The sequence below is a fragment of the Pseudoxanthomonas sacheonensis genome (assembly GCF_010093305.1).
In the GTDB taxonomy this organism is placed as follows: Bacteria; Pseudomonadota; Gammaproteobacteria; order Xanthomonadales; family Xanthomonadaceae; genus Pseudoxanthomonas_A; species Pseudoxanthomonas_A sacheonensis.
The window spans coordinates 13,798-29,270 of record NZ_PDWS01000026.1 but is presented as its reverse complement, the minus strand read 5'-3'; the positions used below and the strand labels follow the sequence as shown (position 1 = coordinate 29,270).

The 15,473-nt window shown below is 66.7% G+C and carries 9 protein-coding genes and 2 pseudogenes; 9 read left to right on the top strand and 2 right to left on the bottom strand.

Features of this window, described 5'->3' with window-relative positions; translation table 11 throughout:
* Positions 1-4: 4 nt before the first annotated feature.
* From CSC73_RS17625 to CSC73_RS17600, 7 genes and pseudogenes are all read left to right on the top strand, one after another.
* Positions 5-538: a chemotaxis protein CheW gene (locus tag CSC73_RS17625; protein WP_163843190.1), complete on the top strand. Its 534-nt coding sequence runs from the start codon at positions 5-7 to the stop codon at positions 536-538.
* Between the two features lie 219 nt (positions 539-757).
* Positions 758-2,794: a methyl-accepting chemotaxis protein gene (locus tag CSC73_RS17620; RefSeq protein WP_163843188.1), complete on the top strand. Its 2,037-nt coding sequence runs from the start codon at positions 758-760 to the stop codon at positions 2,792-2,794.
* An 89-nt stretch (positions 2,795-2,883) separates the two neighbouring features.
* Positions 2,884-5,877, top strand: a pseudogene (locus CSC73_RS18710) (FimL-related protein); the annotation flags it as partial.
* Positions 5,878-6,435: 558 nt separating this feature from the next.
* Positions 6,436-9,189: pseudogene (locus CSC73_RS18705) on the top strand (response regulator); the annotation flags it as partial.
* Positions 9,176-10,483 (top strand): chemotaxis protein CheB, encoded by a 1,308-nt coding sequence (locus CSC73_RS17610; RefSeq protein WP_246197566.1) that lies wholly within the window; start codon positions 9,176-9,178, stop codon positions 10,481-10,483. The pseudogene CSC73_RS18705 and the gene CSC73_RS17610, both read left to right, overlap by 14 nt.
* A 53-nt stretch (positions 10,484-10,536) precedes the next feature.
* The gene (locus tag CSC73_RS17605; protein WP_093287339.1) at positions 10,537-11,007 is read left to right on the top strand and encodes a chemotaxis protein CheW; all 471 of its coding nucleotides are present in this window, start codon (positions 10,537-10,539) and stop codon (positions 11,005-11,007) included.
* Between the two features lie 246 nt (positions 11,008-11,253).
* Positions 11,254-11,577 (top strand): EF-hand domain-containing protein, encoded by a 324-nt coding sequence (locus CSC73_RS17600; protein ID WP_163843186.1) that lies wholly within the window; start codon positions 11,254-11,256, stop codon positions 11,575-11,577.
* Between the two features lie 81 nt (positions 11,578-11,658).
* On the opposite strand, the gene CSC73_RS17595 is transcribed toward CSC73_RS17600, so the two are convergent.
* Together CSC73_RS17595 and bioA are read right to left on the bottom strand one after the other, a co-directional pair.
* Positions 11,659-12,387 carry a 16S rRNA (uracil(1498)-N(3))-methyltransferase gene (locus CSC73_RS17595; protein ID WP_163843184.1) on the bottom strand — a complete coding sequence of 243 codons (729 nt, stop codon included), beginning with the start codon at positions 12,385-12,387 and terminating at the stop codon, positions 11,659-11,661.
* On the bottom strand, positions 12,384-13,766 hold the full coding sequence (bioA, locus tag CSC73_RS17590; RefSeq protein WP_246197565.1) for an adenosylmethionine--8-amino-7-oxononanoate transaminase: 1,383 nt from the start codon (positions 13,764-13,766) through the stop codon (positions 12,384-12,386). Before bioA ends, CSC73_RS17595 begins: the two co-directional genes overlap by 4 nt.
* A gap of 56 nt (positions 13,767-13,822) precedes the next feature.
* On the opposite strand from bioA, the gene nudE reads away from it, so the two are divergent.
* Together nudE and cysQ are read left to right on the top strand one after the other, a co-directional pair.
* Complete coding sequence (nudE, locus tag CSC73_RS17585; protein ID WP_163843180.1) at positions 13,823-14,377, top strand: ADP compounds hydrolase NudE; 555 nt, start codon at positions 13,823-13,825, stop codon at positions 14,375-14,377.
* Positions 14,374-15,171, top strand: coding sequence for a 3'(2'),5'-bisphosphate nucleotidase CysQ (gene cysQ, locus CSC73_RS17580; protein ID WP_163843178.1), 798 nt, complete (start codon positions 14,374-14,376; stop codon positions 15,169-15,171). Before nudE ends, cysQ begins: the two co-directional genes overlap by 4 nt.
* Positions 15,172-15,473: the final 302 nt, after the last annotated feature.

The following is a 15,473-nucleotide window of genomic DNA, read 5'->3' as shown; positions in this document are numbered from 1 at the left end:
CGCCATGAGCCGCACTCCTTTCGACATCCTGGCCGACTACGAGCGCCGCAGCCTGGCCCACGCCGTGGCCCTGCCCGCGCGCGAAGCGGCCACCGAGCAATGGCGCGGCGTCGGTTACCGGGTCGGCCAGCGCCGCCTGGTGTCCGGTTTCGAGGACGTGGTGGAAATCGTGCCGATACCGCCGACCACGCCGGTGCCGGGCGCGCAGCCGTGGTTGCTGGGCATCGGCAACCTGCGCGGCAATCTTTTCCCGGTGATCGACCTCAAGCATTTCCTGGAGGGCGAACGCACCGTATTGCACGAAGGCCAGCGCGTGCTGGTGGTGCGCCAGGTCGGCGGCGACGTCGCCCTGACCATCGACGAATTGTATGGCCAGCGCAGTTTCACCGAAGACCAGAGCGTCGAACCCGGCGCTTTGGCGGAAGGACGTTACGGGCATTTCGTGGAGCGTGCGTTCCATGGCGACGAGCACGACTGGGGAGTCTTTGCATTGTCGCTATTGGCGCGTACACCGGAATTCCGTCAAGCCGCGCTGTAGGGCAGGTTCAAGCGGAAGTGGAGACAAGGGCCGTTGGGAACGGCCCGGGAAAGTCCGCCAGGAGGGCGGCGACAGGGATCCGGCGCATAGATGCGGGATTCGTGGGAAAGAACAAGGTCCGGAACCACCGGACCGCGTATCGGGCGGCGCACGGGGAGTGCATGGCCGGATAAAAGCGAACCATTGCTGCACTTTGTCCAATTTTCAGGGGTTTGAAAGATGAGCACTGCACCGGATTCTCCCAAAGCCAGCAAACTCGGCAGTCTGGGAAGCAGCTTCTGGCTGGTCCTGCTGGCACTGTCGGTGATCCTGTTCGGCGCCAACACGGGCGTGGCCACCTACACGGGCAGCCGGTTGTCCGGCGCTTCCACCGGCGCCGCGGACTTGCAGGTGCTGTCCCAGCAGCTGGCCAATCAGGGCCGCGAAGCTGTCGAGGGCGATGCGGAAGCGTTCAAGTCGTTCAAGGCCACCAAGGCGCAGATCGAGTCGACGGTCGCCACCACCAATAGTCGCTACGGTTCCGAGGGTACGGTGTCCGGCCCGCTGAGCCAGTTGACCGCCACCTGGACGCCGCTGGGCAAGAGCGCCGATCAGCTGATCAGCAGCGAACCGGCGGTGCTGGCCTTGGCCGGCAACGCCGACCGCTTCACCTCCCAGGTGCCGCAGCTGCAGGCGCAGTTGAACGAAGTGGTGCGCGCCATGTCCGCTGGCGGAGCGCAGTCCTCGCAGATCTACAACGCCCTGCAGCAGGTCGTGGTCGCCGGCACCATGGCCCGCCGCGTCACCGAAATGCGCGCAGGCGGCAGCGGCGCGGCGATGGCCGGCGACGCGCTGGTCCGCGACGCGGTGGTGTTCGGCCAGGTGCTGGAAGGCCTGCGCAACGGCAACGCGGACCTGGGCATTGCACCCCTGCGCAACGCCGACGCGCTGTCCGCGCTGACCCAGTCGCAGACGCTGTGGGCCGCCATGAAGAAGGACCTGGACGCCATTACCGGCAGTTCCAAGAACCTGTTCGCCGCCCAGTCCGCCGCCACGGCCATCACCAATGGCTCGGGCAAGATGCTGGACGACAGCAAGAAACTGTTCGACGCGTTCTCTTCGTTCGGCTCGGCGCGCGACACGCGCATTTTCCCGAACTTCTGGCTCGGCATCGTTTCCGGTATCGCCGCGCTGGTCTCCATCGTCGGCTTGCTCTGGTCGCTGTACCGCAACCGTCAGCGCGAGCAGGAAATGCGCTACCAGACCCAGGTGGAATACAACAGCCGCAACCAGCAGGCGATCATGCGGTTGCTGGACGAAATCAGCTCGCTCGGCGAGGGCGATCTGACCGTGAAGGCCACGGTGACCGAAGACATGACCGGCGCCATCGCCGACGCCATCAACTACGCCGTCGACGAACTGCGCCACCTGGTCACCACCATCAACGACACCACCGTGCAGGTGGCCGCGTCCACCCAGGAAACCCAGGCCACCGCGCTGCAACTGGCCGAAGCGGCCGGGCACCAGTCCGACCAGATCAACAGCGCCTCCGAGCGCATCAACGAAATCGCGGTCAGCATCGACCAGGTTTCGCGCAACTCCACCGAGTCGGCCGAAGTGGCGCAGCGTTCGGTGCAGATCGCCACCGAGGGCGCCGGCGTGGTCCGCGAAACCATCCGCGGCATGGACCAGATCCGCGACCAGATCCAGGAAACCTCCAAGCGCATCAAGCGCCTGGGCGAGTCCTCGCAGGAGATCGGATCGGTGGTGGAACTGATCAACGACATTTCCGAACAGACCAACATCCTGGCCTTGAACGCCGCGGTGCAGGCGGCTTCGGCCGGCGAAGCGGGCCGCGGTTTCGCAGTGGTGGCCGACGAAGTGCAACGCCTCGCCGAGCGCACCTCCGGCGCCACCCGGCGCATCGAATCGCTGGTGCAGACCATTCAGGCCGACACCAACGAAGCGGTCAGCTCGATGGAACAGACCACTTCCGAAGTGGTGTCCGGCGCGCGCCTGGCCGAGGACGCCGGCACGGCGCTGGGCGAGATCGAACGCGTGTCCAGCGATCTCAACGAACTCATCAAGAGCATCTCCGGCGCGGCGCAGAAGCAGTCCGCGGCGGCCACCGACATCACCCAGACCATGGGCGTGATCCGGCAGATCACTTCGCAGACCTCGCTGGGCGCGGGCCAGACCGCCGAGTCCATCGGCCACCTGACCGAACTGTCGGCCGAGCTGCGCCGCTCGGTCGCCGACTTCAAGTTGCCGGGCTGAGGGCAGGGAAGCACACGAATGGAAGTCAGGAATTCCCGAGGGGCATCACCATTGCGCGGCCCGCGTGCCGCCGTCATGGGGGCACGCCGATGAGCGCGCTGCGCGATGCCATGAGCCATGCGGTACTGGGCTGGGTGAAACCCGAGCTGGACGAAACCCTGCGTCTGGCGCGGTCCGAAGTGGAGTTCTTCGCCGAAGATCCCGCCGACACTTCGCGCATGCATTTCTGCGCCGGCTATCTGCACCAGGTGCAAGGCACCTTGCGCATGGTCGAGCTGTACGCCCCGGCGATGGTGGCCGAAGAACTGGAACTGCTGGCGCGCGCGCTGCAGGAGAAAACCACGGTCGACCAGGACGAAGCCTGCGGCACGCTGATGCGCGGCACCGTGCTGCTTCCCGATTACCTGGAACGCCTGCAGGGCGGCCATCGCGATATCCCGATCGTACTGCTGCCGCTGCTCAACGACATCCGCGCCGCGCGCGGCGCGCCGGGCCTGAGCGAAAGCGTGCTGTTCGCGCCCGACCTGGAACAGCCGCTGCCGCAGGAGCTGCCGTTGCCGGAAGTGCTTTCCTGGCAGGCGCGCCAGGCGCGCGTGGGCGAAGCGCAGGAGCAACTGGACCAGGCGCTTTCGGCCTGGCCGGAAGACGGGGCGCCGGCCGACGCGGCCGCATTGTCCAAGGCGGTCAGCCGTTTGCTGGAAAGCGTCGAACACATCGCCACCCGACGCATGCTCTGGGTAGCCTCGGCGGTGTCCGAAGCCTTGCGCGACGGCGCGCTCGCTTCGACGCCCGCATTGCGTCAGGCCTATACCGGCGTCAGCCGCGCGGTGCGCGCATCGCAGGAAGGCGCGGCCGGTTCCACGCCCAGCAGCCAGGAACCCACCCGCCAGCTGTTGTATCTGGTCGCGCAGTCGCCGGCGCGCCATGCCGCGTTGGACCAGTTGCGCGAAGCGTTCGCGTTGGACGCCGAACTTCCCAGCGAAGAAGAACTCGACCACGCCCGCGGCAGCGTCAGCGGGCGCAACCGTGCGCTGCTGGATACCGTGGCCGGCGCGGTGAAGGAAGAACTGCTGCGCATCAAGGATGCGCTGGATCTGCACTTGCGCACCGGCGCCGAAGTCGGCGCCCTGCAAACGCAGGTCAGCGAACTGGGCAATGTCGCCGATACCCTGGGAATGGTGGGTCTGGGCGTGGCGCGCGGTGTAGTGGTGCAGCAGCGCGATGCGCTGCGCGAAATGGTGGAAGGCCAGCGCGTGGCCGACGAAGGCGCGTTGCTGGATATCGCCGGCGCACTGCTGTACGTGGACGCCTCGCTGGACGATCAGGTCTCCCGGTTGGGCGAGGCGGCCGTCGGCACGGCCGACGCGAGCAGCTCCGAATCGCAGCGCACGGTCGAGGTGCTGGCGCAGGAAGCCATGCGCAACTTCTCCGCCGCGCGCGAAGGTTTCGTGGCCTTCATCGAAACCAACTGGAGCCATGCCGAACTGGAACAGGTGCCGCGCCTGCTGTCCGAAGTGGCGGGCGCTTTGCGCATGCTGGAATTGCCCGAGCCGGCCGATTATCTGCTGGGCGTGCGCCAGTACGTTGCGGTCGAACTGATCGGCAAGCGGCGCGTGCCCGGCGGCCAGCAACTCGACACCCTGGCCGATGCCATGGCCAGTCTCGAGTACTACCTCGAAGCCCTGCGCGAACGCCGCCCCAACCGCGACGAGATCCTGGACATCACCCGCAGCAGCCTGGAGAAATTGCGCTACTGGCCGGTGCCGGCCGAAGCGCCGATCGTGCAGGAAACGGTAGTCCTGGCAGAGGTGGAAACGCCCGCCGTAATTTTGGAAGAGGCCGAATCCGCTTCCTTCGATGCACCGTTGGAAAGCGCCGCCGAAGCGGTCGAATTCGATCGCACGGCCGTCGATGCCGCGGCCAACGATGAGGAAAGCGTCGAGGTCCTGCCGCTGGATACCGCCGCGCTGGAAGCGCTGGAAGTGGAGGAGGCGCTGCAGGCGCTCGAATTGGAAGCCGCTTCGCTGGCCGAGGCCGAGGAGGAGCAGACGCTGGAAGTCGAAACGACGCCGGTGCGGGCAGAGGCAGACGTCGCTGCGCCGGCGGCCAGTGTGGCCGTGCAGAACGAACCGGCGCTGGGCGGTTTCGAAACCGCCGCAAGCGATATCGACGACGACATCCGCGAAGTGTTCCTGGAAGAGTTCGACGAGGAAATCGTCAATCTCAAGCAGATGCTGCCGGCCTGGAGCGCCGCTCCCGACAACATGGAGCGCCTGCGTTCCATCCGCCGCGTGTTCCACACGCTCAAAGGCAGCGGCCGGCTGGTCGGCGCCAAGTTGCTGGGCGAGTTCAGCTGGAAGATCGAGAACATGCTCAACCGCGTGCTGGACGGCACGCGCGCGCCTTCGGCCGCGGTGATCGCATTGCTGGAGCATTCCACGCAAGTGCTGCCGCAGCTCAACGCCGCACTGCGCGGGCAGGGACGCGTCAGCGCGGACCTGGCCGGTCTGCAGGATCTCAGCGACCGCGTCGCCGCGGGCGAGGAGGCGTTCTACAAGGCGCCCGCCGCAGCCGATGCGGTTGCCGTAGAGCAGGAACCGGAAAGCGAAACCCTGGCCGAATTCGCGCCGGAGACCGAAGGCACACCGGCTTCGGTGGATGGAGTCCTGCGCGAGATCCTGGAAACGGAAGTCGGCGCGCATCTGGAAACCGTCGACGCTTGGCTGGCGCGGGCGCAGGCTGCGCCTGTCCACGCCGACGAATCGCTGCTGCGCGCGTTCCACACCATGAACGGCGCCTTCGCCATGGCCGACGTGCCCGAGATCACCGAGGTCACCGGCGCCGCCGAGCAGTACGTGAAGCGTCTGTCTTCCGCCAAGGAGGCCGCATCGGCCGAAGGCGTGGCCGCATTGGCCGACAGCGCCTATGCGATCCGGCGCAGCATCGCCGCCTTGCAGGCGCCTTCGCCGCGCATTCCGGTATTCGCCGCGCTTGCGGCGCAGCTGATCGGCCTGCGCGACAGCCTGCCGGAAGTCAGGTCTTCGGCGGTCATCATCGACGACTCGGCGCAAGGCACTTACACCGAGGCCATGCCCAGCATCGCACCGCCGATATCGCCCAACGAGGTCGAGCTCTCGGTGCACGATCTGTCCGCCTATCTCGGCCATGAGGTCGAAACCACGGCGCCGGCGTCAAGCGACGGATCCACGCTGGAGATGGGCGACGAGTTGACGTTCGACGATCAGCCGATCGTGCTGGAAACCGAAGAAGCGTCGCCAGGGCAGCAGGCGGTGACGTTCTACGACGTGGAACTGACTTACGTACGCGAACCGGTCGAACGGCCGCTCGTGTCCATCACCGAAGGCAACGAAACCGCGGAGAGCGCCGGACAAGCGTTGCCCGAATTCGAGGAAGCCGCCGGGAGCGCGCAGGAAGAAGAGCCCGTGCTCGAGGAAATGGCGACAACCGAGCCAGACGTGGCAGAAGACGTTGTGGTCGAGGGGCTCGCTGTGGAAGAGCTTGCCGTCGAGGATCTCGTTGTCGATGAACCCGTCACGGAAGAGCCTTCCATCGAGGAGCATGCTCCCGAAGAGACGACAGTCGAAGAGACCGCTCTTGATGAGCCCACTCTTGTCCTCGAGGAACCCATCCTCGAAGAGCCAGCCGTCGTCGAAGAGATCGCCGTCGAAGAGGCTGTCCTCGAAGAGCCCGCCATCGACGAAGTGGAGTTCGAAGCCCCCGTCGAAACGGTGCAGGCCGAAGACACTAGCGGAACCGCGGAAGCCGAGGCTATCGAAGCCGGTTCCGCGCAATCCGATGTGGAAGTAATCGAAACAGTCGAAGCAGTCGAAACAGTCATCGATACCGTCGAGCCCCCGAGCGACGTCATGCCGGAGCAGCCGGCAGTGGAGACAGGGGGGCAGGAAATGGTGGATACCGTGGCGGCAGGACCCGACCAGCCAGGCGATGCATCGCCGGCCGAGGACCTTGCGGAAGAACTGGAAACGGCGGCGCCCGCCGCTGCCGCAGCGCTCGCAGCAACGCCCGCGGCGCCCGACGATGCGCTGGATTTCACCGAGCTGGATCTGGATCTGGTGGATATCTTCGTCGAAGAAGGCAACGATCTGCTCGACCACTCCGACGGCTTGCTGGCCAAGCTCCGCGAAACCCCCGACGACCGCTCGCTGGTCACCGGTCTGCAGCGCGACCTGCACACCATCAAGGGCGGCGCGCGCATGGCAGGCATCAACGCCATCGGCGACCTGGGCCATGCGATCGAATCGCTGCTGGAACAGGTGGCCGCGCAGCGCGTCGACCTGGATGGCGACAGCGTGCGCCTGCTCGAACGCGGCTTCGACGGCTTGCATGGCCTGGTGACCAAGGTCGGCGCGCACCGCAAGGCGCCCATGCCGACCGAGCTCATCGCCGAATTCGAACAGCGCGCGTATCCGCAAGCTGCGGCTGCGGTCGCAACCGACGCATCCGGCGAAAATGCCGTTGCCGCACCCGCGGTCGTCCTGGCCCCGCTGTCCGCACCCATCGACACCGCCTTCCCGGGCGACGACGAGGCGATGCCTTACGCGGCGCAGGAACAGGTGCGCGTCCGCGCCGATCTGCTCGACCGCCTGGTCAACCATGCCGGCGAAGTGGCGATCTACCGTTCGCGCCTGGAACAGCAGTTGGGCGCGTTCCGCGGCGCGATGTCCGAACTGGACCGCACCAACATCCGTCTGCACGACCAGCTGCGCCGCCTGGATCTGGAAACCGAAGCGCAGATCGTCGCCCGCTACCAGCGCGAGCAGGACAAGCGCGACCCGACCTTCGACCCGCTCGAGCTGGACCGCTTCTCCACCCTGCAGCAGCTCAGCCGCGGTCTGGCCGAATCGGCCGCCGACATCACCGGCCTGCAAGGCGTGCTCGACGATCTGGCCCGCCAGTACGACACCTTGCTGCAACAGCAGTCGCGCGTGAGTTCGGAACTGCAGGACGGCCTGATGCGTGCGCGCATGGTGCCGTTCGACGGCCTGGTCCCGCGCCTGCGCCGGGTGCTGCGCCAGGCGGCCACCGATACCGGCAAGCAGGTCAAGCTGCACCTCGACGGCGCCCACGGCGAACTCGACCGCAACGTGCTGGAACGCATGACGGCACCGTTGGAGCACCTGCTGCGCAATGCGGTGGCCCATGGCCTGGAATCGCCCAAGCAGCGCCGCAAGAAGAACAAGCCGGAAGAGGGCACGGTGCAGATCGTGCTGCGCCGCGAAGGCGCGGAAATGGTGTTCCAGGTGTCGGACGACGGCGCCGGCATCGACCACGCCGCGATCCGCCGCCGCGCCGAACAGCGCGGCATGGTGCAGTCCGATGCGCAGCTGACCGACAGCGATCTGGAACGCCTGATCCTGGAATCGGGTTTCAGCACCTCCGACAGCATCAGCCAGCTCGCTGGCCGCGGCGTCGGCATGGACGTGGTGTACAACGAAGTCCGCCAGCTCGGCGGTTCGCTGGAAATCGCTTCCGAATCCGACAAAGGCACCACCTTCACCCTGCGCCTGCCGCAGACCCTGGCGGTCACCCAGGCGGTGTTCGTGCAGATCGGCGAGACCCAGTTCGCGGTGCCGGTCGCGGCCGTGGGCGGCGTGGGCCGGATTTCGCGCGACCGTTTCGAAACCGCCGGTGCGGTCTACGTCTACGGTGGCGAGGAATACGTGCTGCACGACCTGGGCGCGCTGATCGGCCAACCGCCGGCGCGCGCCGAAGGCCAGCCGCAGGTGCCGTTGCTGCTGGTGCACGCCGGCGACCTGCGCGCTGCGGTGGCGGTGGACCAGGTGCTGGGCAACCGCGAAATCGTGGTCAAGCCGGTCGGTCCGCAGATCGCCTCGGTGCCCGGCATCTACGGCGCCACCATCACCGGCGACGGCCGCATCGTGGTGATCCTGGACGTCGCGCCGCTGGTGCGCCGCCATATCCTGCAGCCCAACCTGTTCGTCAGCGATACGCCCGCGCCGGAAGAGCGCCGCGTGCCGCTGGTGATGGTGGTGGACGATTCGCTGACCATGCGCAAGGTCACCGGCCGCGTGCTGGAGCGCCACAACTTCGAAGTGGCCGTCGCCCGCGACGGCGTCGAAGCGCTGGAGCGCCTGGAAGAACGCGTGCCCGACCTGATGCTGCTCGATATCGAAATGCCGCGCATGGACGGCTACGAACTGGCGACGGCGATGAAGGCCGATCCGCGCTTCAAGGACGTGCCCATCGTGATGATCACTTCGCGCACCGGCGACAAGCACCGCCAGCGCGCCATGGAGATCGGCGTGCAGCGCTACATGGGCAAGCCTTATCAAGAGTTGGATCTGATGCGCAACGTCTACGACTTGCTGGGAATCGCCCGTGTCCGCGAATGATTCCCTGCAGGGCGGCGCGGCGGCCGCAAGCTCCAAGCGCGTGGCCCTGCTGGCGCGCGCCGGCGCCGCCCGCGAGCAGTTGCGTGCGGCGCTGCACGAAGCGGGCGCGGAAATCGTGCTGGAAGACGATCCCAACGCCATCGATGGCCGGACCCTGGGCGACGCCGCTCCGGAAGTGGTACTGGTGGCGTTGGAATCGGCGATCGAAGACAGCCTGTCGCGTTTCGACGAGGTGCTGCACGATCCGGCGGTAGCGGTGATCTTCGACGAAGCCGAACTGGCCGCGCGCCGCGAAGGCTGGGAAGCCAAGCGCTGGGCACGGCATCTGTCCGCCAAAATGAACGGCCATGCCGACGTGTTGCCGCCGGGCGGCGAAATCGACGACACCCGCCCGGAACCAGGCCTGCCGCGCACGCCGGCCCAGATCCATGCCCACGCCGATATCGAGCCGCACCTGCAGGAAGCCCAGGGCGTCGCCTTCGAGCTGCCGCGCGGCGGACTGGAGCTGGTGGAAACCGAGGAATCAGGTTCCAGCCAATCCTTCGATCCCGAAACCTGGAAGCCTGCCGCATTCCATGCGCGCGACCTGCCCTTGCAGGAGGGCTTCGGACAGTCGCCGGCTCCCGAACTGGCCGAACCGCCGCCGGTTTCCCAACCGGTTTCCTCGCCGCCGCCGTTGCCGCCCCCGGAACCCGCGAAAACCGGCGGACTCGCACTGGAGCTGGAATCGATCCATGCCGCCGCGGCCGCCTCCACCGGACCGGTCGTTCGCGGCGCTGCGCTGCTGTTCGCCGGCATCGGCGGTCCGGATGCGGTGCGCAAGGTGCTGGCCGACCTGCCTGCGGACCTGTCGCGTCCGGTACTGGTGCAGCTGCGCCTGGACGGCGGCCGCTACGACAACCTGGTCAAGCAGATGGAACGCGTTTCCGCGCTGCCCGTGCTGTTGGCCAAGGCCGGCGAAATCGCGCACGGCGCGCACGTTTACGTGCTGCCCAACGATGTCGCGGTGAATGTGGTGGAAGGCGTGGTCCATTTCGGCGAAGGCGCGCTGCGACCCGAGATGCTGATCGCTTCGCTACCCGCCGCCGAGAGCGCGGTGCTGCTGTTGAGCGGCAGCGATCCTGCGCAGGTGGAGGCAGCCCTGGCGCTGGCGGCGCAGGGCGGCCTGGCCGCGGGCCAGTCGCCGCAAGGCTGCTACGACCCCGCCGCTTCCAAGGCACTGGCGGCCCGCGGCGGAAAGGTGGCGACCACGGCCGAGCTGGCGGCGCATCTCGCTTCGCACTGGGCCGACTGACCGGAACGATTACAGGCAATACCGATAAAGGCAATACTGATAAAGGAAGACCGATGGCGAGTTCCAACGACGAAATACGCGGAGTACTGGTGCAGGTAGGCGAAGAACGCCTGTTGCTGCCGAATGCGACCGTGGCCGAAGTGCTGGCCCGGGTGCCGGTCGAATCCATCGCCGACGCTCCCGCCTGGCTGCCCGGCCAGATCCTTTGGCATGGATGGCAGGTACCGCTGGTTTCCTTCCCGCGCCTGACCGGCCAGGGTCAGGAAAGCGTAGTGGCCAGCAGCAAGATCGTGGTGCTCAAATCGCTGAGCGGCGGCGAAGCCATGCCGTACTTCGCGTTGTTGACGCAATCGTTCCCGCGCCTGATTTCGGTGCCGCGCGACGGTCTGCTGGCAGATGCGACCGAGGAACAACTGCCGGCCGGCGTGCAGATGCGCGTGCTGCTGGGCGATGAGGCGGCCCTGCTGCCCGACCTGGCGAGCATCGAAGCCATGATCGGCGACGCGCTGGCGCAAGCCGCCTGATTTCCTGATTGGCCGGGCGGGCGCCTGGCGAGCATGCGCGGCTCTTCCCCGCGCCTGCGCATTACCTGCCATCCGTCTCTGTTCGCGGCCTGAATCATGGCCATACCGCCCGTATCGGCGAATCCGTCGGATCGCCCTTCTTGCGGGCCGTTTCGCTGAACGGACGCTGCATGACGGCGCCGGATTCACAGCCGGTTTCCAGCTGCGGCGCGAGTCTTCGCTCAGCACTCGATGTGGAGACGAGCGATGAAGAAACCGATATCCGCCTTGATCCTTTCGCTGCCGATCCTGCTGATGGCGAGGCCGGCCTGGACGCAGGAATCGACGTTGCCGAACGCCAAGCAACTGCAGACCGCTACCGGCCCGGTGACGGTACGCTGGGGCCAGCCGGCGCAATCGCCGAGTATCGAGAAATACCGCGCGCAGATCGCCGCACTGGACAAGAACGGCGACGGCAGGCTGAGCCGCGACGAACTACCGGCCGGCAACGAACTGCAAGGCAAATTCAAACTGGTCGATCAGAATCACGATGGCGGTTTGAGCGCCGAGGAGCTTGCGAACTGGTACTGAGCGGGCGTCCGCGGCGCGGGGCATGCGTGATATCGAGGATTTCCGTGTCGGGGGCGTAGCCCCGACCTACGTCGGGTCGCGTTACAGGTCGCCGAATCTGGATTGCAGCGCGGCGATAGCGGCAAGACCTGCGGTTTCGGTGCGCAGCACGCGTGGTCCCAGGCGCAAACCGCTATAGCCCGCCGCCCGCAGGATTTCGCGGTCGCGCGGCGACCAGCCGCCTTCGGGGCCGATGGCCAGCGTGGCGGAAGCAGCGGACGCCGGCAGCGAGGCGAGCGTGTGTTCGCCCACCGGGTCGAGCGTCAGCTTCAATGAGTCCGCGCTCGCCCGGGCCGCACCGGCCAGGGGGGCGGGCGCGCCAAGCTGCGGGACGATCGCACGGCCGCTCTGTTCGCAGGCCGACACGATGACGCTGCGCCAATGCGCCATGCGTTTCCCGGTGCGTTCGGCGTCCAGTTTCACTTCGGTGCGCTCGGCCAGCACCGGTGCGATGGCAGCCGCGCCCAGTTCGGTCGCCTTCTGCAGGATCAGGTCCATTTTCTCGCCGCGCGCGATGCCTTGCAGCAGCGTGATGCGGAACGGGGATTCGTTCTCGACCGGACGCAGGCCGAGGATCTCGACGGCGACCTCGCGCTTGCCGGCAACCGCGATGCGCGCATCGCAGTCGTTGCCGTCGCCATTGAACAGCACGCATCCGTCGCCCTCGCGCAGGCGCAGGACCCGCACCAGATGGTTGGCGGCCGATTCGGGCAGCACGACCCTGGAGCCCACCGGCAGCTGCGTGTCCACATGGCAGCGGGTGACTCTCATGCGATGGCCTCGTCAATGGCGATCCTGGTTACAGAGGCCAGCGATCGCAACTGCTGGTCGTCGATGCAGTACGGGGGCATCCAATACAGCACATCGCCGAGCGGGCGCAGCACCACGCCGTGCGCCAGCGCCGCGCGGTAGGCTTTCAAGCCGACCCGTTGCTGCGCGGGAAAGGGATTGCGCTTGTCGCCGCCGCGGGTGAGCTCGAAGGCCACGATCATTCCCGCCTGACGCACGTCGGCGACCTGCGCATGCGCGGCGAACTCGGCCGCAAGCTCGCCCATCCTGGCGGCCGTGGCGCTATTGCGTGCGAGCACGCCGTCGCCTTCGAAAATGTCCAGGGTCGCCAGCGCCGCCGCGCAGGCCAACGGGTTGCCGGTGTAGCTGTGCGAATGCAGGAACGCGCGTTCGCGCGAATCGTCCAGGAAGGCGTCGTAGATTTCCTGCGTGGCCAGCACCGCCGCCAAGGGCAGGAAGCCGCCAGTCAGGCCTTTGGACAGGCACATCAGGTCCGGCATCACGCCGCTTTCCTGGCTGGCGAACATCGGCCCGGTGCGGCCGAAACCCACCGCGATCTCGTCGGCGATCAGGAACACGCCATGGGCGTCGCAGAGCTCGCGCACGCGCGCCAGATAAGCGGGGTCGTGCATGCGCATGCCACCCGCGCACTGCACGCGCGGCTCCACGATCATGGCGCAGATTTCGCCGGGATGCCGGTCGAACAGATCGGCCAGCGCATCGGCCGCGCGCGCCGCGCAGGCGGCGGACGACTCGCCCGGCTCTGCGAGATAGGCGTCGGGCGAGGGCGCGAACAACGCTTCGGTCAGCAACGGCGCATAGACGCGCCGGTACAGCGGAATATCGCCCACCGACAGCGCACCGATGGTTTCGCCGTGGTAGCCGTTCTCCAGGGCGACGAACTTGGTGCGCCGGTGCTCGCCGCGGTTGTGGAAATAGTGGAACGCCATTTTCAGCGCCACTTCCACCCCGGCCGATCCATTGTCGGCGTAGAACACTTTGGCCAGCGGCTTGCGTCCGTCCTGACGCGGCGCCAGTGTCAACAAACGTTCGGCCAGCCGCACCGCCGGCGCGTGCGAGAAGCCGGCCAGCATCACCTGTTCCAGCGTCTGCGCCTGGCGCGAGATCGCGTTCGCGATGCGCGGTTCGCTGTGGCCGAACAAATTGGTCCACCAGCTGCTCACCGCATCCAGGTACCGGCGCCCGTCGTAACCCACCAGCCAGGCGCCTTCGCCGCGTTCGATCGGCACCAGCGGCAGGGTGTCCGGGTGTTCCCGCATCTGCGTACACGGGTGCCACAGCACCGACAGATCGCGCGAACGCCAGTCGCCGGCCTCCGTCAGCCCAGCCTCTGTTAGCATTCCGGCTTCATGATCTTTTTCCTGCATCCGCACATCATACGCACCGGGATCGGCCGATGAGCCGCCGCCTGCCCATCATCCACTCCATCACCGAACGCACCGAAGGCCCCTCCGACCGCACGGTGGAAGTGTTGGATCTGGAGTTCAGCAACGGCGAGCGCCGGCATTTCCACCGGCAGAAACCGCATGGCCATGGCGCCGTGGTGGTGGTGCCGATGCTGGACGATGACACTGTACTGCTGGTGCGCGAATACGCCGCGGGCGTGCACCGCTACGAGCTGGGCCTGGTCAAGGGCCGGATCGATGCCGGGGAAACTCCGGCGCAAGCGGCCGATCGCGAATTGAAGGAAGAAGCCGGCTACGGTTCGCGCCGTATCGACGTGCTGCGGGCCATGAGTCTGGCCCCCACTTACATGAGCCACCAGTCGTGGCTGGTGCTGGCGCGCGACCTCTACCCCGAGCGCCTGCCGGGCGATGAGCCGGAGGAGTTGGAGGTAGTGCCGTGGAAACTCGATGCACTGGATGAATTGATGCTGCGCGAGGATTTTTCCGAAGGGCGGTCGCTGGCCGCCTTGTTCATAGCGCGCGAATGGCTGAGGAGTCCATCATGAGTTTTCCGGTGACCACCGATCTGCAGGAAGCGGTGATCGTGATCGCGCGCGAAGCGGGCGCAGCGATCATGCAGGTCTATGCGAACGCGTTCGAGGTCGAAAGCAAGTCCGACGCCAGCCCGTTGACCGCGGCCGACATGGCCGCCCACCACGCCATCGTCGACGGTCTGCAGAGGCTGACCCCCGACTGGCCGGTCCTGTCCGAGGAAGCGGCGGACATCCCCTGGGAAACGCGCCGGCACTGGACGCGCTACTGGCTGGTCGACCCGCTGGACGGCACCCGCGAATTCGTCAAGCGCAATGGCGAGTTCACCGTGAACATCGCGCTGATAGACGGCGGCGTGGCGGTGTTCGGGGTGGTCCTGGCTCCGGTCGGCGGCGCTTTGTGGCACGGCGCGCTCGGCCAGCAGGCCTATCGGCGCGACGGCGAAGTCGATGTGGAATTGCGGACGCGCGCGCCGGCGACCGGAACGCTGCGGGTCGCCGCCAGCCGTTCGCACCGCGATCCGCGTACCGATGCGCTGCTGGCGCGTATCGGCGACGCGGAGACCATCGGCCTGGGTTCTTCGCTGAAATTCTGCCGCATCGCAGAGGGCAGCCTGGACGTGTATCCGCGTTTCGGCCCGACCTCGGAGTGGGATACGGCCGCGGCGCAATGCGTGCTGGAAGCGGCGGGCGGCGCGGTCATCGCGCCGGACGGCAGGGCGTTCCGCTACAACCAGCGGCCGACTTTGCTCAATGGCGATTTCCTGGCATTGGGCGATCCGGAGTTGCCTTGGAAATCCTGGCTATGAGTATTGCCATCAGTTATTTCTGCAAAGATGAAGGTCAGCATCTTCACATTGGCAATGAAAACCTCATGGCGTCATCCCAGCGTAAGCTGGGATCCATCTTGATCTTGCTCTAGTTCCATAAGCGTAAGGCGTTTCGCGCTTTGCGCGAGTCACTTTCTTTGCTTGTGCAAAGAAAGTAACCAAAGAAACACACCCTAACGTCGCGCCCAACGATGAAGCCGTTGGGTCCGCAAGCGGGGCAGGAATTTTTGGAAGCAGCATCCTGCTGCTCCAAAAACGGCGCACATCCCTGTGCGCCGCCC